The 19,941-nt window shown below is 62.4% G+C and carries 26 protein-coding genes; 17 read left to right on the forward strand and 9 right to left on the reverse strand.

Annotation, left to right across the window (positions count from 1 at the left end):
- Window positions 1-12: 12 nt before the first annotated feature.
- Window positions 13-921 carry an alpha/beta hydrolase gene (locus EN955_RS17805; protein ID WP_024503299.1) on the reverse strand — a complete coding sequence of 303 codons (909 nt, stop codon included), beginning with the start codon at window positions 919-921 and terminating at the stop codon, window positions 13-15.
- Window positions 922-968: 47 nt separating this feature from the next.
- On the opposite strand from EN955_RS17805, the gene EN955_RS17810 reads away from it, so the two are divergent.
- Window positions 969-1,421: a MarR family transcriptional regulator gene (locus EN955_RS17810; RefSeq protein ID WP_013531696.1), complete on the forward strand. Its 453-nt coding sequence runs from the start codon at window positions 969-971 to the stop codon at window positions 1,419-1,421.
- Between the two features lie 18 nt (window positions 1,422-1,439).
- Here EN955_RS17810 and EN955_RS17815 read toward each other — a convergent pair whose 3' ends face one another.
- Both EN955_RS17815 and EN955_RS17820 read right to left on the reverse strand, forming a co-directional pair.
- Window positions 1,440-2,051, reverse strand: a complete 612-nt coding sequence (locus EN955_RS17815; RefSeq protein ID WP_024503300.1) for a pyridoxamine 5'-phosphate oxidase family protein — start codon at window positions 2,049-2,051, stop codon at window positions 1,440-1,442.
- Window positions 2,052-2,116: 65 nt separating this feature from the next.
- On the reverse strand, window positions 2,117-2,470 hold the full coding sequence (locus EN955_RS17820; protein ID WP_013531698.1) for a DUF971 domain-containing protein: 354 nt from the start codon (window positions 2,468-2,470) through the stop codon (window positions 2,117-2,119).
- Between the two features lie 199 nt (window positions 2,471-2,669).
- Here EN955_RS17820 and moaA point away from each other — a divergent pair, with 199 nt between their 5' ends.
- The 12 genes from moaA to EN955_RS17880 all read left to right on the forward strand — a co-directional run bounded on the left by moaA (window position 2,670) and on the right by EN955_RS17880 (window position 11,939).
- Entirely contained in the window at window positions 2,670-3,665 is a 996-nt protein-coding gene (gene moaA / locus EN955_RS17825; RefSeq protein WP_024503301.1) for a GTP 3',8-cyclase MoaA, read from the forward strand.
- A 90-nt stretch (window positions 3,666-3,755) separates the two neighbouring features.
- The gene (locus EN955_RS17830; RefSeq protein WP_224620939.1) at window positions 3,756-4,190 is read left to right on the forward strand and encodes a hypothetical protein; all 435 of its coding nucleotides are present in this window, start codon (window positions 3,756-3,758) and stop codon (window positions 4,188-4,190) included.
- 119 nt (window positions 4,191-4,309) lie between these two features.
- Entirely contained in the window at window positions 4,310-4,669 is a 360-nt protein-coding gene (locus EN955_RS17835; protein ID WP_013531701.1) for a hypothetical protein, read from the forward strand.
- A gap of 221 nt (window positions 4,670-4,890) precedes the next feature.
- A complete protein-coding gene (locus EN955_RS17840; protein ID WP_024503303.1) occupies window positions 4,891-5,811 on the forward strand; it encodes a DMT family transporter in 921 nt (306 codons plus the stop codon).
- Window positions 5,812-5,859: 48 nt separating this feature from the next.
- On the forward strand, window positions 5,860-6,486 hold the full coding sequence (gene mobA / locus EN955_RS17845; protein ID WP_024503304.1) for a molybdenum cofactor guanylyltransferase MobA: 627 nt from the start codon (window positions 5,860-5,862) through the stop codon (window positions 6,484-6,486).
- Window positions 6,483-6,992: a molybdopterin-guanine dinucleotide biosynthesis protein B gene (mobB, locus tag EN955_RS17850; RefSeq protein WP_024503305.1), complete on the forward strand. Its 510-nt coding sequence runs from the start codon at window positions 6,483-6,485 to the stop codon at window positions 6,990-6,992. The genes mobA and mobB overlap by 4 nt, the downstream gene beginning before the upstream one ends.
- A gap of 157 nt (window positions 6,993-7,149) precedes the next feature.
- Window positions 7,150-7,935, forward strand: coding sequence for an ABC transporter substrate-binding protein (locus EN955_RS17855; protein ID WP_013531705.1), 786 nt, complete (start codon window positions 7,150-7,152; stop codon window positions 7,933-7,935).
- A gap of 80 nt (window positions 7,936-8,015) precedes the next feature.
- Complete coding sequence (locus EN955_RS17860; RefSeq protein WP_024503306.1) at window positions 8,016-8,735, forward strand: ABC transporter permease; 720 nt, start codon at window positions 8,016-8,018, stop codon at window positions 8,733-8,735.
- Window positions 8,732-9,553 carry an ABC transporter permease gene (locus tag EN955_RS17865; RefSeq protein ID WP_024503307.1) on the forward strand — a complete coding sequence of 274 codons (822 nt, stop codon included), beginning with the start codon at window positions 8,732-8,734 and terminating at the stop codon, window positions 9,551-9,553. Before EN955_RS17860 ends, EN955_RS17865 begins: the two co-directional genes overlap by 4 nt.
- A 112-nt stretch (window positions 9,554-9,665) precedes the next feature.
- Window positions 9,666-10,535 (forward strand): NAD(P)-dependent oxidoreductase, encoded by an 870-nt coding sequence (locus EN955_RS17870; RefSeq protein WP_024503308.1) that lies wholly within the window; start codon window positions 9,666-9,668, stop codon window positions 10,533-10,535.
- A gap of 9 nt (window positions 10,536-10,544) precedes the next feature.
- On the forward strand, window positions 10,545-11,249 hold the full coding sequence (locus EN955_RS17875; protein ID WP_024503309.1) for a DNA alkylation repair protein: 705 nt from the start codon (window positions 10,545-10,547) through the stop codon (window positions 11,247-11,249).
- A gap of 120 nt (window positions 11,250-11,369) precedes the next feature.
- Window positions 11,370-11,939 carry a DUF3299 domain-containing protein gene (locus EN955_RS17880; protein ID WP_024503310.1) on the forward strand — a complete coding sequence of 190 codons (570 nt, stop codon included), beginning with the start codon at window positions 11,370-11,372 and terminating at the stop codon, window positions 11,937-11,939.
- A 27-nt stretch (window positions 11,940-11,966) separates the two neighbouring features.
- Here EN955_RS17880 and EN955_RS17885 read toward each other — a convergent pair whose 3' ends face one another.
- From EN955_RS17885 to EN955_RS17900, 4 genes are all read right to left on the reverse strand, one after another.
- A complete protein-coding gene (locus tag EN955_RS17885; protein WP_006205209.1) occupies window positions 11,967-12,458 on the reverse strand; it encodes an Lrp/AsnC family transcriptional regulator in 492 nt (163 codons plus the stop codon).
- A gap of 108 nt (window positions 12,459-12,566) precedes the next feature.
- A complete protein-coding gene (locus tag EN955_RS17890; RefSeq protein ID WP_024503311.1) occupies window positions 12,567-13,184 on the reverse strand; it encodes a uracil-DNA glycosylase family protein in 618 nt (205 codons plus the stop codon).
- A gap of 2 nt (window positions 13,185-13,186) precedes the next feature.
- Complete coding sequence (locus EN955_RS17895; protein WP_024503312.1) at window positions 13,187-13,798, reverse strand: glutathione S-transferase; 612 nt, start codon at window positions 13,796-13,798, stop codon at window positions 13,187-13,189.
- Window positions 13,799-13,841: 43 nt separating this feature from the next.
- Window positions 13,842-14,462 carry a thermonuclease family protein gene (locus EN955_RS17900; protein WP_013531713.1) on the reverse strand — a complete coding sequence of 207 codons (621 nt, stop codon included), beginning with the start codon at window positions 14,460-14,462 and terminating at the stop codon, window positions 13,842-13,844.
- 75 nt (window positions 14,463-14,537) lie between these two features.
- Here EN955_RS17900 and EN955_RS17905 point away from each other — a divergent pair, with 75 nt between their 5' ends.
- Together EN955_RS17905 and EN955_RS17910 are read left to right on the forward strand one after the other, a co-directional pair.
- Window positions 14,538-16,058, forward strand: coding sequence for a HAMP domain-containing sensor histidine kinase (locus EN955_RS17905; protein WP_024503313.1), 1,521 nt, complete (start codon window positions 14,538-14,540; stop codon window positions 16,056-16,058).
- Window positions 16,059-16,108: 50 nt separating this feature from the next.
- Window positions 16,109-16,639 carry a GNAT family N-acetyltransferase gene (locus EN955_RS17910; protein ID WP_024503314.1) on the forward strand — a complete coding sequence of 177 codons (531 nt, stop codon included), beginning with the start codon at window positions 16,109-16,111 and terminating at the stop codon, window positions 16,637-16,639.
- Between the two features lie 12 nt (window positions 16,640-16,651).
- Here the strand turns inward: EN955_RS17910 and EN955_RS17915 are convergent, their stop codons facing one another.
- Window positions 16,652-17,650 (reverse strand): nicotinate-nucleotide--dimethylbenzimidazole phosphoribosyltransferase, encoded by a 999-nt coding sequence (locus tag EN955_RS17915; RefSeq protein WP_024503315.1) that lies wholly within the window; start codon window positions 17,648-17,650, stop codon window positions 16,652-16,654.
- A 197-nt stretch (window positions 17,651-17,847) separates the two neighbouring features.
- Between EN955_RS17915 and EN955_RS17920 the strand changes: the two genes are divergently transcribed.
- Window positions 17,848-18,081, forward strand: coding sequence for a DUF1289 domain-containing protein (locus EN955_RS17920; protein WP_024503316.1), 234 nt, complete (start codon window positions 17,848-17,850; stop codon window positions 18,079-18,081).
- Between the two features lie 7 nt (window positions 18,082-18,088).
- Window positions 18,089-18,793, forward strand: coding sequence for a TIGR02281 family clan AA aspartic protease (locus EN955_RS17925; protein ID WP_024503317.1), 705 nt, complete (start codon window positions 18,089-18,091; stop codon window positions 18,791-18,793).
- Between the two features lie 10 nt (window positions 18,794-18,803).
- Here EN955_RS17925 and dusA read toward each other — a convergent pair whose 3' ends face one another.
- On the reverse strand, window positions 18,804-19,802 hold the full coding sequence (gene dusA / locus EN955_RS17930; protein WP_024503318.1) for a tRNA dihydrouridine(20/20a) synthase DusA: 999 nt from the start codon (window positions 19,800-19,802) through the stop codon (window positions 18,804-18,806).
- Window positions 19,803-19,941: the final 139 nt, after the last annotated feature.

A 19,941-nucleotide genomic window follows, 5' to 3' on the forward strand; every position in this document is an offset into this window, starting at 1 on the left:
CTCGACCGCCGCTCAATGCAGCAGCAATGGCTCGCGATGCGTCACGAAGCCGACCGCGCGTTCGACCACGCCCTTGTCGGCAAGAATGCGGCGATGGCCAAGCCCGTCGGCCCAGTAGAGCCGCACATGGCCGCCGGCACCGGCATAGCGCCTTGCGTGATCGGCCGAGACTTCGCGGTCGTCCGGCGCGTGGATGACCAGGGTCGGCACCGGTGCCTGGGCGAGCTGGCGGTCGCCGGTGAATTCGTGCAGCGGCCGGCCGGAAAGATGCTCGACCCGGTCCGCCATGGCGGCTTGCGAGCGCGGGCCGACATTCAACATATGACTGAAGTCGGCAAAGATCGCCGGCAGGGAACTTGGCGCCGCGATCAGCACCAGGCGTCCCGCCGCCAGCGGCGGGATGTTCTTGACCGAACCGGCGATGGCATTGGCGGCGACGGCGCCGCCGAAGGAATGGCCAACCGCCGCCACGAACGGGCCGAACCATTCGCCGGCAACCCGCACCGCATCCACCGCATTGACCATGTTCAGGCGCCGGCCCCGCGACTGGCCGTGGCCAGGCAGGTCGAGCGAAACGACCCTGTAGCCGGCGGCGCGATAGCCTTCGATCAAGGCGCGCATATATTCGGTGCGCGAGCGCCAGCCATGGACGACGAGCACCGTGCCGACGGCCGCCCTGCCCGGCTCGGGCCGGAACTCGTGCACCATGACGCAGCCGGTCGCGGTCTTCAGCCGGTGATGACGCGCCTCGGTCATGAACCCCGTCGCACGCTCGACAGCGCGGCGCTCGCCATCGCTGAGCGCCTTGACATTCGGGGTGCGGCAGAACAATTCGAACGCCGCGCGTCCGCTGAGCCGCGGCGCGACACGCTCTGCCGCACCGAACACGCCCCGGATGACCTTCAGCCCGAATGATGCCATGGTGAGAATCCATCCATACGTTCAAGCATGAACATAATAGTTCAAAGATGAACAATAAACAAGAGCTGCCTTGGGACAACCCGCGTTTCCGCAACTGGGTCGCGGTGGCGCGCGCCTGCCATGTGCTTGAGCGCACGCTGGCGGTGAAACTTGCGCCGCTCGATTTGAAGCCGGCGCAGCTCGACGTGCTGATGAACCTCTATCGCCACCCCGGAATGTCGCAGCACGATCTTGCCCGCAAGCTGCTCGTCGGCCGCTCCAACATCACCATGCTGTTGCCGCAGCTGGAAGCGCGTGGCCTGCTGCGCCGCGAAGGCGACGAGAAGGACAAGCGCATCCTGCGGCTCGCGCTCACCGAGGCCGGCGAGGCGCTGCTGATGCAGGCGCTGAAAGTGCATATGGCGCTGATCGAGAAGGCGATGAGCCAGTCGACGCCGGAGCAATGCGACATGATCGGCGAGCAGATGCGCAAGATCTATGATGTGCTGAATGAGGCTTGAGCGCCCTTCAGCCCAACCCTACCACATCGTCTTCTTCGCCCGTTCCGGCCATTCCTTGTCGTAGGTTTCGCCGTCGATGTTCTTGCGGCTGGTGATTTCCAGGATCTGTCCGGGCGTCGGCAGCGACTTCGGCTCGACATGCCTTGCCGGGTTCCAGAGCTCGGAGCGGACGATGGCCCGGGCGCATTGGAAATAGACCGCATCGATGTCGACGACGGTTACCGATCGCGCCGCCTTGCCGTCCACCGCAAATGACGCGCACAGCGCTGTATCCGTTGTGATGTGGGCGCGACCGTTGACGCGCAGCGTCGTACCGGAGCCCGGCACCAGGAACAGCAGGCCGACGCGTGGGTCGCGGATGATGTTTTTCAGCGAATCGGCGCGGTTGTTGCCGCGTCGGTCCGGCATCATCAGCGTTTTCGGATCATGGATGCGCACGAAGCCGGCGAGATCGCCGCGCGGCGAGCAATCAAGCCCCTCCGGTCCGCTGGTCGCCAGTGCGACAAAGGGCGAGGCTTCGATGAAGGCAGCATATTCGGGAATGATGTGGTCGAGTTCCTTGACCAGCGAGGCCTCGCCTGGAATGCCATAGAGTGCCTCGAGCTGCTCGACCGTGGTGATGACGGACATGTTTTCGCCTCCAAACCTTTGCCGGCGCTACCCCAGATCGATGACATCTTCACGACAGCGATGCCCTAGCGGTCCCGGCTCAATCCCTTTTCCGCAAGCTCCGCGAGATAGGCTTCCCAGCGCGCATCCTTCTCGTGGCCGAGCGTATGCAGGTAGTTCCAGGTGAAGATGCCGGTGTCGTGGAAATCGTCGAAGGTGATGCGCACGGCGTAGTTGCCGACCGGCTCGATCTTCAGGATCGCCACATTGCGCTTGCCGGGGACCGTCACCCGCTGATCCGGCGAATGGCCCTGCACTTCGGCCGATGGCGAGGCGACGCGCAGCAGTTCCGCCGGCAGTTCGAACGGATGGTGGTCGGGAAAGGTGACGGACAGAAGTTTGCGGTCCTTGGAAACCCTGAGTTCTTTCGGTGCGGTCATGCTGTTCGATCCCGTGTCATCCGCCCTTCCCTACGCCGCTTCGCCAAACGGGAAAAGGTCTGATGAGACCGACCGACATGCGATGTCGGCTGAGAGATGTTACCAAAGATCGAGAGGCGCTATCTTGAACAGCAGGCCGGATCGTATCACATAGCGGTATATAACGAAGCCGTTCACGGCCACAGGAAGCGCTTGAAGCATGGACATGATTGATCCTTTCGGCCGCACGATCAGCTATCTCCGCGTGTCGGTTACCGACCGCTGCGATTTCCGCTGCACCTATTGCATGGCCGAGGACATGGCCTTCCTGCCGAAGAAGGACCTGCTGTCGCTGGAAGAGCTCGACCGGCTGTGCACGGTTTTCATCGAAAAGGGCGTCAGGCGATTGCGGCTGACCGGCGGTGAGCCGCTGGTGCGCAAGAACATCATGCATCTGGTGCGCCAGCTGTCGCGGCATCTCGAAAGCGGCGCGCTGGAAGAACTGACGCTGACCACCAACGGCTCGCAGCTGTCGCGCTTTGCCGCCGAACTCGCCGATTGCGGCGTCAGGCGCATCAACGTGTCGCTCGATACGCTCGATGCCGACAAATTCCACAAGATCACCCGCTGGGGCCATCTCGACAAGGTCATGCAAGGCATCGATGCCGCGCAGGCGGCCGGGCTCAAGGTCAAGCTCAACGCAGTGGCGTTGAAGGATTTCAACGACGCCGAGCTGCCCGAGATGATGCGCTGGGCGCATGGCCGCGGCATGGACCTGACGGTCATCGAAACCATGCCAATGGGCGAGATCGATGCCGACCGCACCGACCAGTATTTGCCGCTGTCGCTGCTGCGCGCGTCGCTCGAAGGCCAGTTCACGCTGACCGACATTCCCTTCAAGACCGGCGGCCCGGCGCGCTACGTCCAGGTCGCCGAGACCGGCGGACGGCTCGGCTTCATCACGCCGATGACGCATAATTTCTGTGAGAGCTGCAACCGCGTCCGGCTGACCTGCACCGGCACCCTCTATATGTGTCTCGGCCAGGAAGATGCCGCCGATCTGCGCGCGCCCTTGCGCGCCTCGGAAGGCAACGAGCTGGTCGCCGAAGCAATAGACGAAGCCATCGGCCGCAAGCCCAAGGGCCATGACTTCATCATCGACCGCCGCACCAGCCGCCCATCGGTGTCGCGCCACATGAGCGTCACTGGCGGCTGATCTTTCCGTGAAATTTATGCAATATCGCTTCGGGATCATGACTTCGAGGCGAGCATGCGGCTGCACTCTTCATTCCTGGTCATTGCGACAATGGCAGCAACCAGTGCGGTCGCCGCGCCATTCACCTATGTGAACGATCGCTTCGGCACTGTCTGCACCTTTCCCGACGACGTCTTCACCGATCGCCAGCCGGAGCCCGACAATGGCGACGGACAGCAATGGCTGAGCGCCGATGGCGCCAGCCTGATCTGCTCGGGCATCCTCAACGTCGACGACGACACGCCGAAAGGCTTTGTCGCGGCGGAGAAGGCGAGCAAGGAGCCGGGCTACAAGATCACCTACAGCAAGGCCGGAAAGGACTGGGCCGTGCTGTCGGGCCTGAGGGATGGAAAGATATTCTACGAGCGACGTCTGTTTGGGAAAGACGGTATCATCCGTACGGTCTGGGTCGACTACCCGCCGGCGCTGAAGTCGAAATACGATCCGCTGGTCGGCGCCATCGCCGGCAGTCTCAAGGGGCCATGACGGTTTCGAACCACACCCCAGAAAAAGTCTTGTTCGCGAACCGCAGCCGGATTTACGGCCAGTCTGTTCCAGCCTAGCCTTCCCCTGGAAGCTGCTCTTCGCTCACAGGGGGATACACCATGCGCAAACTCGTTCTTTCTCTGGCACTGCTTGGCCTCGCGGCCGTGCCCGCGGCGGCGCAGTCGATCGGCGGCACCTATACGGTCGCCGGCACCAATTTCGACGGCTCGGCCTATGGCGGCGAAGCCACCATCACGCTGACCAGCGGGACGACCTGCGCGATCCATTGGGAAACTGGTGGCTCATCTTCCGACGGCATCTGCATGCGCAACGATGATGCCTTCTCCGCCGGCTATGTCATGGACAAGGACATTGGCCTCGTCGTCTACAAGGTGGCGGCGGACGGTTCGCTGCACGGTCTTTGGACGATCGCCGGCAAGGAAGGCAATGGCACCGAGGTGCTTACGCCGAAGAAGTAAGTTCGCCATCGCAGGCGATATTCCGGGCCACAAACAAGGCTGTGGCCCAGTCCTTTGCTGTTGCTGTTTCATGCCCGACTGTTACAGGCTTGCTGCCTAAAGCGCGTCGCGTTTGAACGGATTCAGGCCACGCGCTTCAGGTCTTTGTTTCTTATGCATGTCGTTTCCCCAAAACCGTGGTCACTTTTGGGCGATATGTATTAGCACAACCGGTAGCCGTCTTGCCCCTGTCTCCAAATTTTCGCGGCGCGTTGTTCATGATGGTGGCGATGGCCGGCTTCACCCTCAATGACGCCATCACCAAATACTCGTCGCAATCGATGAACATGGCGCAGGTCATGTTGATCCGTGGGGCTTTCGCATCGCTTTTCGTCGGTCTGCTCGCCTGGCAGCGCGGCGCTCTCGCCCGCCCGGGCTCGATGCTGCAGCCTCTGGTCGCCTTGCGCGTGATCAGCGAGGCCGGCGCAACGGTGAGTTTCCTCGTCGCCCTCGCCCATCTGCCGATCGCCAATGTTTCGGCGGTGCTGCAGGCGCTGCCGCTGGCGGTGACGATGGGAGCGGCACTTGTCTTTGGCGAGACTGTCGGCTGGCGGCGTTGGCTGGCCATCGCCATCGGATTTGCCGGCGTGCTGATCATCGTGCGGCCGGGCTTCGAAGGGTTCAGCGTCTACTCGCTGTCGGCGCTGGCCAGCGTCGCCTGCTGCGCGGTGCGCGATCTCGCCACCAAGCGGATCCCCAAGGCCATTCCGACATTGCTGGTGTCGACCGCGACCGCGCTTGCCATGACAATCGTCGGCGCGGCGCTGTTGCCGGCAATGGGCGGCTGGACGCCGATGACGGGCAACAGCACGGCCCTGCTGGCCCTGGCTGCTGTGCTGGTGATTATCGGCTACCAGTTCATCATCATGGCGATGCGGGCGGGCGACATCTCCTTCATCGCGCCGTTCCGCTACACGGCCCTGATCTGGTCGATCCTGCTTGGCCTGTTCATCTTCGCGGACATTCCCGATCTGCCGATGATCGTCGGCGCCACCATCATCATCGGCTCCGGCCTCTATGCGCTCTACCGCGAGCGGGTCGTCGGCCGGCGCAAGATCGTCGCCGAAAGCACGGGGCCAAGCATGGTTCCGGACGGAATCTAGCCAGATCATTCTTGTGATTTCCGGCGGCTGGCGTACAGGCTTCGTGGCATGAAGCGAGACATTGCGGGGATTGTTCTGGCCGGTGGCCAGTCGAGGCGGATGGGCGGCGGCGACAAGAGCCTGTTGCCGCTTGGCGATGGCTGCCTGCTTGACCAGGTCGTGTCGCGCTTCGCCCCGCAAATAGAATCGATGGCGCTCAGCGCCAATGGCGACCCTGCACGATTCCTGCGCTTTGGACTGCCGGTGCTTGCCGACAGCGTGCCCGGCTTTGCCGGTCCGCTCGCCGGAATCCTGACCGGCCTCGAATGGGCCGCGGCCAACAGGTCTTGCAAGGCGATCGTCAGCGCTGCCGGCGACACGCCTTTCCTGCCGTTGGACCTTGTCGAGCGTCTGGCAGGGGCCGCCGATCAAAGCCCCGGTTCTATTGCCGTTGCCCGCTCGGCCGGCAAGCGGCATCCGACCTTCGCGCTTTGGCCGATCGGCTGCCGCGATGCCTTGCGGCACTTTCTGGTCGATGAAGATACCAGGCGGGTTTCGGCTTTCATCGACCGGCAGGGTTTTGTCGAGGTGGAGTTCCCGGTTCCGCCATCTGCGGGGATCGACCCTTTCTTCAACATCAATGAACCGGACGATCTTGTGTCTGCCGAGCGTCTGTTGCAGAGCATCAAGCCATGAACAGACGTGTCTTCGGCATCACAGGCTGGAAGAATTCCGGCAAGACGACTTTGACCGAGAGGTTGGTCAGCGAATTGGTCCGGCGCGGCTGGAAGGTGTCGACGGTGAAACATGCCCACCATGACTTCGACATCGACAAACCTGGCGCGGACAGCTTTCGCCACCGGCAGGCCGGCGCCACCGAAGTCGCGATCGTCTCCGGCGTTCGCTGGGCACTGATGCACGAGCTGCGCGGCGAGGATGAGCCGACATTGGAGACTGTCCTGTCGCGGCTTGCCCCTTGCGACCTCGTGCTGGTCGAGGGCTACAAGCGCGAAGCCCACAGCAAGATCGAAACCCGCCGGCTGGATGCGAAGGACCGTACGCCGCTTTCAGCGGAGGATCCCAACATCGTCGCTGTCGCCGCCGATTTTGCCATTGAAGGCGAGTTGCTGCCGGTATTCGATCTCGACGATGCAAAATCGATAGCCGACTTCATCGAGCGCACCACCGGGCTCGTTGCTTGAGCGCTGACGCAACGGCAGAATAGCCTTGCCCATTTTTATGGTTTTGCAGTTGCTTTTTTCTTGGAAAGAGTGGGAGTATCGCGCCAGCGGGCGGTCAAAAGCACCGCCCCACAGAGCCGTTCGGAACGACGGCCGGGACCATAAAGAGAGGACCATCATGCGTATTTCACTGCGTATCGCGCTTGCCGCATCGGCCGCGCTGCTGACGCTCGGCGTCGCCCAGGCCCAGGAAAAGACCCTGAGGATCGGCACCGAAGGCGCCTACCCGCCCTTCAACAACCTTACCGCCGATGGCCAGCTCGTGGGCTTCGATATCGACATCGCCAAGGCGCTTTGTGATGAGATGAAGGTCAAGTGCACCTTCGTCGCCCAGGATTGGGACGGCATCATTCCAGCCCTCCAGGCCGGTAAATTCGACGCCATCGTCGCCTCGATGTCGATCACGCCGGAGCGCAAGGAGAAGGTCGACTTCTCGAACAAATACTACAACACGCCCTCGGCGATCGCCGTGCCGAAGGACAGCACGCTGAAAGGCGTGACCAAGGAAGATCTCGCCGGCAAGACCATCGGCGTCGCCACCACCACCACGCATTTCAACTATGCCTCGAAGACCTACACCGACAGCACCGTGAAGGGCTATCCGAGCAGCCCCGAGGAGCAGGCCGATCTTGCCAATGGTCGTCTCGACGCCATCGAGGACGATATCGTCGTGCTGCAGCAGTTTCTGGACTCGCCTGACGGCGCCTGCTGCAAGATCCTCGGCCAACCTTCGCCGCAGCCGGTCGAGATTTTCGGGCCTGGCGCCGGGATTGCCGTGCGCAAGGGCGAAACCGACCTGGTCAACAAGCTCAACTCGGCCATCGCCGCCATTCGCGCCAATGGAAAATACAAGGAAATCAACGACAAGTATTTCAAGTTCGACGTCTACGGCGCCGAGTCCTGATAAGCCAGGTCAAGACGGCGGGGAATTTCCCCGCCGTCTTTCTATTCGTCTTGGGAATGCCGTGGGGATAAGACCGGTCGATGCCAGCCCAGAGCATATGGACACTTCTCAGTTGGGGACCTGAAGGCTGGCTTGACGATATTGCCTATGGCGCACTGATCACCATTGCGTTGGCGCTTGCCACGCTGCCCATCGGATTGACGATCGGCTTTTTCATTGCACTCGCCAAGCAGTCCGAAGAACCGTCGCTGCGCCTTGCCGCCAACATCTACACCACCGTCTTTCGCGGCCTGCCGGAATTGGTCACGCTCTTCCTGTTCTTTTTCGGCATGCCGATCCTGCTGCAGCATCTCGTCAGGTATTTCCGGCCTGACGTCACCATCGACGTCAACAGCTTTGTCGCCGGCATGATCGTGCTTGCACTGATCTTCTCCTCCTATGCCAGTGAGGTTTTCCTTTCCGCCTTCCGCGCCATTCCCAAAGGCCAGTATGAGGGCGGCTACGCCATCGGTCTTTCGAACTGGCTGACCATGCGCAAAGTGATCGTGCCGCAACTGCTGCGCATCGCGTTTCCTGGACTGGAGAACTGCTGGCTCAGCCTGCTCAAGGACACGTCGCTGGTGTCGGTCGTCGGCCTGGCCGAGACGCTGCGCAATGCCAGCATTGCGGCCCGCGTCACCAAGCACGCTTTCCTGTTCTTCGGCGTCGCCTCGCTGGTCTTTCTTGGCCTGGCCGTCCTGTCGTCCTTCGCCACCAATGCGATCCTGCGCTCGCTTGGCCGGCGGGAGGCGCAGCGATGAGCGCCACAGCCACCATGGTCGAACGTCCGCCGCCACGGGCGCGCGGCTGGCCGCGCAGGCGTATCGCCGGTTACGCGCTGGTGGGCCTATGGATTTTGTTCGGTATCGGCATCGTCAGCTATCTCTTCCTTGCCTGGAATCCTGATTTCTTTGCCAAATATGCGCCGGCTTATCTGAGCGGGCTTGGGGTCACGCTGGCGCTGGTTTCCATATCGATGGTACTCGGCGCGATCCTGTCGGTGCCCGTCGCTTACGGGCGCATGTCCAGCAACCGGATCCTGTCCGGCCTCGCCTATTGCTACGTCTATTTCTTCCGCGGCACGCCGCTGCTGGTCCAGACCTATCTGGTCTACTACGGATTGGGTTCGTTCCGCGTCGAACTCCAGTCGGTCGGCCTCTGGGATTTTTTCAAGGACGCGTTCAATTGCGGCGTCTTTGCCTTTGCGCTCAACACGGCCGCCTACCAGGCGGAGATTCTGCGCGGCGCCATAGAGAGCGTGCCAAGAGGGCAATGGGAAGGGGCGGCCTCGCTTGGCCTGCATAAACTGCAGACGTTGCGCAAGATCATCCTGCCGCAAGCCCTGATCGTTGCCTTGCGGCCCTATGGCAATGAACTGATCCTGATGGTCAAGGCGTCCGCCATCGTCGCCATCATCACGGTCTACGATCTGATGGGCAATGCCAAGCTCGCCTTCGCCAACTCGTTCGACATCCAGGCCTATATCTGGGTCGCCCTCGTCTATCTGGTGATGGTCGAGATCTTGCGGCATGGCGTCGAATGGATCGAGCGCCGGATCACCGTTCACCTGAAACGCTGACGATTTTCAATTCGGCTGCACCAGTCGATCAGGCTATACGCGTCTTGACGAATTGAGCGCAGAGCCTAGAGCTTTCGCAGCAAATTCCGTTTCCATTCTGAAGGGCAAGCTCATGGCATCTGTGGCATTTCTCGGTCTTGGCGTGATGGGCTATCCGATGGCCGGACACTTGAAGAACAAGGGCGGCCATGACGTCACCGTCTACAACCGCACCAAGGCCAAGGCCGAGCAATGGGTTGGCCAGCATGGCGGTAGCCTGGCGGCGACCCCTGCGCAGGCCGCCGAGGGCAAGGATTTTGTGTTCTCCTGTGTCGGCAATGACGACGATCTGCGTTCGGTGACGACCGGTCCGGAAGGCGCCTTCAAATCGATGAAGAAGGGTTCGGTCTTCATCGACAACACCACCGCCTCGGCCGAGGTCGCTCGCGAGCTGGCGGCGGCGGCGCTAGCCGGCGGGTTTTCGTTTCTCGATGCGCCGGTCTCGGGCGGCCAGGCCGGCGCCGAGAACGGCGTGCTGACCGTGATGGTCGGCGGCGAGCAGGACGCTTTCGACAAAGCGAAGCCTGTCATCGACGCTTTTGCGCGCATGGTCGGCTTGATGGGGTCGGCCGGTGCCGGCCAGCTCACCAAAATGATCAACCAGATCACCATAGCCGGTCTCGTCCAGGGCTTGGCCGAAGGCATCCATTTCGGCAAGAAGGCCGGGCTCGACATCGAGAAGGTGATCGAGGTGATTTCCAAGGGCGCCGCGGGCTCCTGGCAGATGGAGAACCGCCACAAGACGATGAACGCCGGCAAATATGATTTCGGCTTCGCCGTCGACTGGATGCGCAAGGATCTCGGCATCTGCCTGGCCGAGGCCGACCGCAATGGCGCCAGACTGCCGGTCACCGCACTCGTCGACCAGTTCTACAAGGATGTGCAGGCGATGGGCGGCAAGCGCTGGGACACGTCCTCGCTGCTCGCCCGTCTCGAAAAATAGGTCTCTGCCGTGGCAGAGCTCTCGCCTCAATCCAGTGCCGCGGAAATCGTCGCCCATCTTCGCGCCATCGGATCCGAGGAGAACCGCCTCGGCATGTTGCGCTACGGCATCAAGATCGACCGTGCGCTTGGCATCTCGCACGGTATGCAGCGGCAGATCGCCAGGAAGATCAAACGCAACCACGAGCGCGCCTTCGAGCTGTGGGACAGCGGCATCGTGGAGGCGCAGTTCATCGCTTCCGTCACGGCTGACCCGAAACGGTTTTCTGCTGGAGATGCAAGGAGATGGGCGGCGAGTTTCGACTCCTGGGACATCGTCGACGGTGTCTCGGATCTCTTTGTCGATACGGACGCCTGGAAGGAACTGATCGCCGAGTTCGCGGCCGACGAGCGGGAATTCGTTCGGCGCACGGCCTTTGCCATGATGGCCTGGTCTGTCGTCCACCGGAAGCAGGAGCCAGGGACGACCTTCCTCGCCTTCCTGCCGATCATCGAAGCGTATGCCGCCGACAGCCGCAATTTCGTGAAGAAAGCCGTTAACTGGGCGCTTCGGTCGATCGGCAAACGATCGATGGACATGCACGGTGCCGCCCTGGCTGTCGCCGAACGGCTGGCGCAGTCGACAGACAACACGGCGCGCTGGATCGGCAAGGACGCCGTACGGGAGCTGACCAATGCCAAGACGCTCGCGCGGATCGCCGCCAGGAAAGGCTGACGGCGCGTTCCGCCATGTCAGGATCTCCGACATGTGAAGTGGCTGCCGACATGTGATGCGGCTCGAGCGTTGACGTCTTTGGCAGCGGCGTCTTTACTTGAGGCTCAAAGGAAGCGGCCGATGAGCAATCCTCTAAAATCAACCCTGGCGCTCGCTGCCGCTTTGTTTGTGTCCGCTGCCGCCGATGCCTCGGCCGAGACTGCGCACATATTCTGGAAGGATCTGCGTCCGGCTACGCAATCCGCCGCCGAAAACGTCGGGCTGCCGATGATCGCGGCAAAATTGCCCGACCATGGCGAAACGCTGTCCGTCAATCTTCAGGACAAAAGCATTCAGCTAGCCGGCTACGCATTGCCGGTCGATCGCGACGGTGATCTTGTCTACCAGTTCCTGCTGGTACCCTGGACGGGTGCCTGCAGTCACATGCCGACGCCGCCGCCCAACCAGATTGTCTTGGTTACGCCGGCCCATCCCTACAAGATGTCCGAGGCCTATCAGCCTGTAGCGGTCACCGGCGCGCTGAAGCCGGACATGGAGAAGAGCCAGCTGTTCATCCTCGACGGCGTCAGCATCATCCAGTCTGGCTACAGCGTGCGCAAGGCAGATGTGGTGAGCGTCGAGACCGTGCCGGATACGATCACGCTGCCGGTGAACTCACCCTGGAGTTTCCTCAACAAAAAGAAGAACTAAGCGGGATGACTTTATGTGACGTTCAGCTCAGGCAGCGTTGGCACCCGATTCCTTGTCCAGAACCATGTAGTCGAGCGGGATTTCGGTCGTGTACTTGATCTGCTCCATGGCGAAGGACGACGACACGTCACGAATTTCGATCTTGGCAATCAGCCGCTTGTAGAAGGCGTCATAGGCGGCGATGTCGGGCACCACGACGCGCAGGAGATAATCGACGTCGCCGCTCATGCGGTAGAACTCGACCACCTCGGGAAACTCCTGGATGACTTCCGAGAAACGCCGCAGCCATTCATGGCTATGCGAATTGGTGCGGATCGACACGAAGACGGTGACGCGCACATTGACCTTTTCATGGTCGAGAATGGCAACGCGCCGCTTGATGACGCCCTCTTCCTCGAGCTTCTGGATGCGTCTCCAGCAAGGCGTCGTCGACAGCCCGACTTTCTTGGCGACATCGGCGACCGCGAGTGTCGCGTCCTCCTGCAAGAGGCGGAGAATTTTTCTATCGAGGCGATCCATATCGTGCTCCCAAGGGAATAGAATGCCTATACTCTGCCTTATCCAGGCCTTTCACAAGAAAGAAATTCTGCTGATCGGGCAAAAAGCGAGTGATTTCTTGCTGAAAGGTCAGCCGAGGCGATAGCGGATTTCCGAACGCAGAAAAGGCAGCAAATCCATTTCAAACCACGGATTCTTCTTCAGCCAGCCCGTGTTGCGCCACGAGGGATGCGGCAGCGGCAGCACTTTCGGACCGATGGAATTCTCCCAGATGGAGCGCCAGTCCATGACCGTTTCCGTCAGTGAGGGCCGGCGCGCCGCACCCATGTGCCAGGACTGCGCGTAGATACCGATCGTCAGCACCAGATCGATCCGTGGCATAGAGGCCATCAAAGGTGCGCGCCAGGCCGCCGCGCATTCGCGCCTCGGCGGCAGATCTCCCCCCTTGGCATCCTGGCCGGGAAAGCAGAAGCCCATCGGGACGATTGCGAATTTTTCGATGTCGTAGAATTCGTCGCTCGTCACGCCAAGCCAGCTGCGCAGGCGGTCGCCGGAAGCGTCGGTGAACGGCATGCCCGACAGATGCACCTTGGTGCCGGGCGCCTGGCTGGCGATCAGGATCCGGGCGGTGGATGATGGGCGCAGCACTGGTCGCGGCTCATGCGGCAACGGCTTGCCGGCCGGATTTTCCACGCAGATGCGGCAGGCGCGGACCCTGGCGACGAGGTTTTCGAGTTCGGCAGTCATTCTCAGGCTGATGCGCTCGGCCGGCTGGAAACGGCTTGATGCCAGCGCAACACATTCGCGCACTCATCCGGTACCTTGATGCGTGCCGGCTTCATGAAGTCGACAGCGATCAGGCCGGTGATGTCGGCGATCGAATAGCTGTCACCGGCGATGAACTCCCGGCTGCCCAGTTCGCCGTCCAGCAGCCTGAGGAACGCCACGGCCTTCGGCTTGTTGGCCTCACCCCATTCAGGGACCTGCGGGATTTCCCATTCCTTCATGGCAGGATGGATGTGCCGGAAGGCCTGCGTGACGCAGCTGAGCAAATTGAATTCCATCCGCCTCTGCCACATCTCGACCTGCGCCTTGCCGAGTGCGCCACGCCCGAACAGGGCCGGTTCGGGATGCAGCTCCTCGAAATAGCGGCAGATGGCGACGGATTCGGTGATGACGGTGCCGTCGTCGAGCTCCAGCACCGGCAGACGCTGCAAGGGGTTGCGCGAGCTGACCGCCTGTTGCCTGTGTTCCAACGCGCCCATATCGATGGGCACCTGCGCAACCTCGATGCCTTTCTCGGCCAGGAAAACGCGGACCCGCCTTGGATTGGGCGCCCGGCCGCCGTCGAAGAGCTTCATTCCATCCTCCTGTTCGTCCTCGGTTCCAGTTCCAGGATGCGCATCACCAGAAGCGAAAAATCTCGCGCACGGCATCGCCGATCGACGCCAGTGTGCCGTGCTTCTTCTCGACGACTTCGCCGTGATGGCTGTCTCGCCAATTCTGCGGCTGATCGAACGTTCCCGCCCAGATGCCGGCCTTTGCCGCGCGGGCAATGGCTTCCTCGCTCTCGAAGTCGCCATAGGCAACCGCCCAGCCCGCCTCGACCTGCGCGCGGTTGAGATCCTTGCCGCCGGCGGTGCAGTCGCCGAGCAGCCGGCCATAACGATCACGCTGCCAGCCGGTACAAGAGACGGGCTTGCCGGCGATCAGGCGAACGAGCGACTGACGCGCAAGCGTGCCGCAGGAATAGTCCGCGCCGTTCTTGCGGCAGGTCTGCGTGTATTCCGGAGCATCGATGCCGCGCATGCGGATACGCTCGGTGCCAAGCGTGATCGAATCGCCGTCGTTGATGATTGCCACGCCTTGCGTCTTGCGTGTCTCCACCCGGTCGAGGCGGGCCGCCAGCAGGATCAGCAGTCCGAGGATGATGACGGCAAGCCCGTAATCCACCAGCCGGCGCCACAGGCTTCTGGGGCGCGCAACGTATCGCCGGCGCGGCTTCGGCGACCATGAACGGCTCATATGGCAAACGGTTGGTTAATCATTCGAACGTAGCTTAACACTTGGAAACCGCTGCTCGCATAAATTGAAGTTTTGATGCCCTTGCAACGCTCGAACACAGCGGACAAGTTCATTGTGGACCGCAGGAAACGCCATCGCAACAGCGATGTCGCGCGCGCGGTGCGCAAGACGCGTGACCGTCTTTCGCAGCAGGCCGGCAATCCCGATTTCGATCGCGAACTGCTGAAGCTGCATGCCCGAGCGATGACAAGCGGCGCCATCGCCATCCCGCTTCTCGTGCTGGCGATTGCCGCGGGTGGCCGGCTGGCCGGAATCGGCAATGAGATCGGGCTTTGGGCGCTGTTCACGCTAACCTGCTACACTATCGTTGCCTTCATGGCGCGGCGCATCGAGCGCACTGAAGCTTCCGAGCTCAACCCTTTGCAAGCACGGCGGGAATTCCTGATCGGCCATTTCCTGTGCGGTCTCGGCTGGGCTTGGTTCGTGTGGCTTGGCTGCAGCGTCTGCGAGGTCGATCCGTTCCACATCGTCAAGGCCGTGGTGCTGTTGTTCGCCATGGCGGCGACCGCGGTGATGACCTCGTCTCTGCGGGGCGCGCTGCTGGCGACCTTTGCCGTTCCCGTGGCGCTCTACGCCTATGCCGGCGCCAAGCTATGGATGCCGGTCGAGGCGATCATGGCCGCGCTGCTGGTCGTGTCGCTGCCGTTTTTCGCCTATGTGGCCCGTCATCTGAACCACTCGTCCTTGATGATGCTGTCGTTCCGCTCCGAAAAGGATGCGCTGATCGCCGAACTGGAGACGGCGAAATCGATGTCGGACGAAGCGCGGCGGCGGGCCGAGGACGCCAATCTGGCGAAATCGCGGTTCCTCGCCTCGATGAGCCACGAATTGCGCACGCCGCTCAACGCCATCCTCGGTTTTTCCGAGGTGATGTCGAACGAGGTGCTGGGACCGATGAGCAATCCCACCTATCGTGACTACGCCCATGACGTGCACGAATCCGGCCAGCATCTGCTCGACCTGATCAACGAGATTCTCGACCTGTCACGCATCGAGGCCGGCCGCTACCAGCTCAATGAAGAACCGGTGATGCTGCTTGGTATCGTCGAGGACTGCTGTCACATGATGGAGTTGAGGGCGCGCAACAAGGATATCCGTGTCGTCCAGGATTTCGAGCACGAGCTGCCTCGGCTGTTCGCCGATGAACGGGCCGTGCGGCAGATCACGCTCAACCTTCTGTCGAACGCGATAAAATTCACCGCCACCGGCGGCGAAATCCGTGTCCGTGTCGGTTGGACGGCGGGCGGCGGACAATACATTTCGATCAAGGACAATGGCCCGGGCATACCGGAAGACGAGATCCCGATCGTGCTTTCCGCCTTCGGCCAGGGCTCCATTGCCATCAAGAGCGCCGAGCAAGGCACCGGGCTTGGCCTGCCGATCGTGCAAGGGCTGCTCGCAATGCATGGCGGCGAGTTCGAACTTCATTCCAAGCTGCGCGAAGGCACCGAGGCGATCGCCATCTTCCCGCTGAGCCGGGTGATGGAGGAATTGCCAGCACTGCCGACCGCGGCGGTGGCGGCTCGACGGCGGTAGGCGTCGCGGCGGACTCTGTCGATGGCCAGCAAGAAGGACGGCACCCCACGATGGCAGAAGGTGACTGGCATGTCGCTGGCATAGAGATCAACTCGGACCGCCTTCGCTTGAGGCTGTTTACGGCCGATGACGCTGAAGACCTCTTTGTCGCCATCACTCCCGCCATCACCCGTTTCATGCAGTGGGAGCCACCTCGATCACTGGCGGCCTTTGCCGAAGTATGGCAATCCTGGCTGGCGCCAATCCAGGACGGATCGGATTTGCACTTTGTTGTGCGTGCCTTGGCGGACGCTCGCTGTCTGGGGCTTGTCGGCCTTCATGCAGCGAAGACCGTGTGTCCCGAACTCGGGATCTGGATCAGGGAAGACGCTCAAGGAAACGGCATTGGCCAAGAGGCAATTGCTGCTGTCGCGGAGTGGGCCTCGGAGGCGCTCGAACCGAACTGCTTCGAATATCCGGTTGCCGAAAGGAACGTGGCCAGCAGAAGAATAGCGGAACGCCTTGGAGGCGTAATCGTCGGCAGCCGCTCCAACCCAAAATACAACGCCGTCGTCTATCGCATTCCCAATCTCCGGCGCTAGCAGGTCAAGACCCTAACCGCGTACCGCCGCAGCCATGCCCGAACTGGTCAGCGCGGCGGCCTTGACCAGACCCGCGGCAAGGGCGGCTCCGGCCCCTTCGCCATGGCTGATGCCCAGATCAAGCAACGGGCGCAGCCCGAGCCGTTGGGCGGCGTGTGCATGCGCGGGTTCTGGCGACAGGCTGGCCAGCAGGCAATGGTCGAGCGCGGCGGGATTGACGCCATGCAGTACCGCTGCGGCTGCCGTCGCCGCCAATCCGTCGAGCAGCACCGGAATCTTCTGCATTCGCGCGGCAAGGATGGCGCCGGCGATCGCTGCGAATTCCCGGCCGCCGACCCGGCGCAGCGCCTCGAGCGGGTCGCCTAGATGGCCGCCATGAAAAGCCAGCGCCGCATCGACCACGTCCGCCTTGCGTGCCTGCATCGCCGTATCGGCGCCTGACCCCGGGCCGGCCCAGTCGGCGCCCCCGCCCCCGAACAGCGCCGCAAACAGGGTGGCGGCGACGGTGGAGTTGCCGACGCCGAGATCGCCGAGACACAAAAGATCGGTGCCGCCGGCGATCGCTTCCATGCCAAAGGCCATGGTGGCGGCACAGCCACGCTCGTCAAGCGCGGCCTCTTCGGTGATGTCGGCGGTCGGGATGTGCAGGGCAAGATCGAAAACCTTAAGCCCGAGATCGTAGGCAATGCAGATCTGGTTGATCGCGGCACCTCCGGCGGCGCAAAGTTCGACCGCGTTGGCGGTCGCCGCCACCGGCCGTGGCGAAATGCCGTGGCGCGTGACGCCGTGATTGCCGGCAAAGACCGCCATCAGCGGTCTTGTCACCGCGGGCGGAGCCCGCCCGCTCCAGGCGGCCAGCCAGGCGGCGATGTCCTCGATGCGGCCAAGCGAATTGCCCGGTTTGTCGGCCTTGGCAAACAGCGTGCGCACGCGGGTCTCGGCTGCCGTGTCGGCCGCCGGCAGATTGGCCAACAAGTTGCGAAAATCGTCGAAAGGCAGTGCGCTGGTCATCTTGTTATCGATCATTCCCTGGAGTTGGTAAGCGGCATAGCCGCCTTGCGGGGTTGGCACAACCTCTGGGATGATGGGCCTGCATTTGCCGCAAAGCCGGCCCCGCAGGCCGCAATCGCGAGGGCTTGCATTGGCTTTGCCGTTGCACCATGTGGAGGTGGAACAAGGGATTGCGGATGGAAGCCCAAGAGAAAGTCATGACGGCCATCGAATCCCCGTGCATCCTGGTCTGCTCGATCGACATGAAAACCGGCTTCTGTTTCGGGTGCGGCCGCACGCGCGAGGAAATCGGCGCTTGGATCGGGATGACGCCGGAAACGCGCCGCAGCGTCATGGCTGAATTGCCGGCCCGGCTGGAAACGGTCGAGCGCCGGCCGCGCCGGGAAACGCGCCGCACCCGCATGGCGCGCGAACGCGACGCGCTGTCGTGAGGTGCGGATGAGCCGGTTGTTCTGGATATTGATGGCCGCGATCGGGGTGGGAGCAGTCCTGCTCATGCTCAACGATTCCGCCGGCAGCACCCTCGGCGTGGAGAACAACGATTTCAGCCGGCTGATCTGGCTCGGCGCCTTTGGCGCCCTTATCGGCGCCGGCCTGCTTCGCTCGGGTAGGCCCCTGGGCGCCATGGCCCGCAACCTTGGCGCCTGGGCGGCCATCGCGCTCGCGCTGATCGCCGGTTACCAGTATCGCTATGAGCTGCAGGATGTCGCCAGCCGGGTGACCGCGGGCCTTGTTCCCGGCAGCCCGCTTGCGCTTGGCGTCGAAGACGGCCACGCCACGGTGACGCTCGACAAGGCGGACAACGGCCATTTCGAAGCGCGCATCCTGGTCAACGGCAACCCGGTCCGGGCCGTGGTGGATACCGGCGCGACCAGCACCGTGCTGACGTCCGAAGACGCACAAGCCGCCGGATTCAATCCAGCGGCGCTCAATTACACCATACCGGTTTCGACCGCCAACGGCATGGCACGCGCCGCGGCCGTGAAAACCGATCAGATTGCGATCGGCGGCATCACGCGCAGGGATATGTCGGTGATGATCGCCGCACCCGGCATGCTCAGCCAGAGCCTGCTCGGCATGAACTTCATCGGTTCATTGTCGGGTTTTGACGTGCGCGGCGACCGCATGATCCTCAGGGACTGATCCCGGAATCTCAAGCCGCTTCGGCTGCCGCTCCGCCGAGCTCGACGGCCGCGAAAGCCGCCTTCAGCACGTCCGGGCCGGCGCCGGGTTTTGTCGCGTCGGTGGACAGGATCTGCCGGTAGCGGCGCGCGCCGGACAAGCCATGGAACAGTCCGACCATGTGGCGGGTGACATGTCCAAGCCGCCCACCCTGCTCGATATGACGTGCCGCATAGTCCGCCATCGTATCGATCAGCGCGGCGAAATCGAACGGCTCGGACTGGACGCCGTAGAAAGCGGCATCGACGCCAGCCAGAATGCCGGGCGTGTGGTAAGCGGCGCGGCCAAGCATGGCGCCATCGACATGGTCGAGATGCGCCAACGCCTCTTCGATCGTCTGAATGCCGCCATTGATGCCAATGAATTCGTTAGGTTTTCTAGCCTTCAGCCGATAAACTCTGTTGTAGTCGAGCGGCGGGATGTCACGGTTTTCCTTGGGGCTCAGCCCTTCCAGCCACGCCTTGCGCGCATGCACCCACAATGCGTCGGCGCCGGCGTCGAAAACCCCATCCGCCAACGCATCGAGGGCCGGCTCCGGATCCTGTTCGTCGACGCCGATGCGGCATTTGACGGTCACGGGAATTGTCACCGCCGCCTTCATCGCCGCGACACACCCGGCAACGAGGTCCGGCACCTTCATCAGGCAGGCGCCGAACGTGCCCGACTGGACGCGGTCTGACGGACAGCCGACATTGAGGTTGATCTCGTCATAGCCAAAGGCCTCGCCGATGCGCGCCGCCTCGGCAAGTTTTTCGCGATCCGAGCCGCCGAGCTGCAGCGCGACCGGATGTTCTGACGCATCGAAGCCGAGCAGCCGCTCGCGTGCGCCATGGATGACGGCGTCGGCCACCACCATCTCGGTGTAAAGCAGCGCATGGCTCGTCAGCTGACGGTGGAAGAACCGGCAACGCCGGTCCGTCCAGTCCATCATAGGCGCTATGGCTACCCTAAACCTTTGATAATCTTTCATGCTTCATAACTTCGACAGGTTGGATCGCGTCGTACGGGCTCTATCACGCGCCATGATAGGCCCAAGCCGCAAATCGGCGGATGACTGGCCGGCGCCACGGCGTGGGGCGTCGAATACCTCAATCGCAGGGTAGCGTATA

Origin of the sequence: Mesorhizobium sp. M7A.F.Ca.CA.001.04.2.1 (assembly GCF_003998485.1) — a bacterium.
GTDB classification, from domain to species: Bacteria; Pseudomonadota; Alphaproteobacteria; order Rhizobiales; family Rhizobiaceae; genus Mesorhizobium; species Mesorhizobium ciceri.

Coding starts and splice junctions, on each gene's coding strand:
- EN955_RS17805 (WP_024503299.1), bottom strand. CDS start 921: ATGGCATCATTCGGGCTGAAGGTCATCCGGGGCGTGTTCGGTGCGGCA.
- EN955_RS17810 (WP_013531696.1), top strand. CDS start 969: ATGAACAATAAACAAGAGCTGCCTTGGGACAACCCGCGTTTCCGCAAC.
- EN955_RS17815 (WP_024503300.1), bottom strand. CDS start 2,051: ATGTCCGTCATCACCACGGTCGAGCAGCTCGAGGCACTCTATGGCATT.
- EN955_RS17820 (WP_013531698.1), bottom strand. CDS start 2,470: ATGACCGCACCGAAAGAACTCAGGGTTTCCAAGGACCGCAAACTTCTG.
- moaA (WP_024503301.1), top strand. CDS start 2,670: ATGGACATGATTGATCCTTTCGGCCGCACGATCAGCTATCTCCGCGTG.
- EN955_RS17830 (WP_224620939.1), top strand. CDS start 3,756: ATGGCAGCAACCAGTGCGGTCGCCGCGCCATTCACCTATGTGAACGAT.
- EN955_RS17835 (WP_013531701.1), top strand. CDS start 4,310: ATGCGCAAACTCGTTCTTTCTCTGGCACTGCTTGGCCTCGCGGCCGTG.
- mobA (WP_024503304.1), top strand. CDS start 5,860: ATGAAGCGAGACATTGCGGGGATTGTTCTGGCCGGTGGCCAGTCGAGG.
- mobB (WP_024503305.1), top strand. CDS start 6,483: ATGAACAGACGTGTCTTCGGCATCACAGGCTGGAAGAATTCCGGCAAG.
- EN955_RS17855 (WP_013531705.1), top strand. CDS start 7,150: ATGCGTATTTCACTGCGTATCGCGCTTGCCGCATCGGCCGCGCTGCTG.
- EN955_RS17860 (WP_024503306.1), top strand. CDS start 8,016: ATGCCAGCCCAGAGCATATGGACACTTCTCAGTTGGGGACCTGAAGGC.
- EN955_RS17865 (WP_024503307.1), top strand. CDS start 8,732: ATGAGCGCCACAGCCACCATGGTCGAACGTCCGCCGCCACGGGCGCGC.
- EN955_RS17870 (WP_024503308.1), top strand. CDS start 9,666: ATGGCATCTGTGGCATTTCTCGGTCTTGGCGTGATGGGCTATCCGATG.
- EN955_RS17880 (WP_024503310.1), top strand. CDS start 11,370: ATGAGCAATCCTCTAAAATCAACCCTGGCGCTCGCTGCCGCTTTGTTT.
- EN955_RS17885 (WP_006205209.1), bottom strand. CDS start 12,458: ATGGATCGCCTCGATAGAAAAATTCTCCGCCTCTTGCAGGAGGACGCG.
- EN955_RS17890 (WP_024503311.1), bottom strand. CDS start 13,184: ATGACTGCCGAACTCGAAAACCTCGTCGCCAGGGTCCGCGCCTGCCGC.
- EN955_RS17895 (WP_024503312.1), bottom strand. CDS start 13,798: ATGAAGCTCTTCGACGGCGGCCGGGCGCCCAATCCAAGGCGGGTCCGC.
- EN955_RS17900 (WP_013531713.1), bottom strand. CDS start 14,462: ATGAGCCGTTCATGGTCGCCGAAGCCGCGCCGGCGATACGTTGCGCGC.
- EN955_RS17905 (WP_024503313.1), top strand. CDS start 14,538: ATGCCCTTGCAACGCTCGAACACAGCGGACAAGTTCATTGTGGACCGC.
- EN955_RS17910 (WP_024503314.1), top strand. CDS start 16,109: ATGGCAGAAGGTGACTGGCATGTCGCTGGCATAGAGATCAACTCGGAC.
- EN955_RS17915 (WP_024503315.1), bottom strand. CDS start 17,650: ATGACCAGCGCACTGCCTTTCGACGATTTTCGCAACTTGTTGGCCAAT.
- EN955_RS17920 (WP_024503316.1), top strand. CDS start 17,848: ATGACGGCCATCGAATCCCCGTGCATCCTGGTCTGCTCGATCGACATG.
- EN955_RS17925 (WP_024503317.1), top strand. CDS start 18,089: ATGAGCCGGTTGTTCTGGATATTGATGGCCGCGATCGGGGTGGGAGCA.
- dusA (WP_024503318.1), bottom strand. CDS start 19,802: ATGAAAGATTATCAAAGGTTTAGGGTAGCCATAGCGCCTATGATGGAC.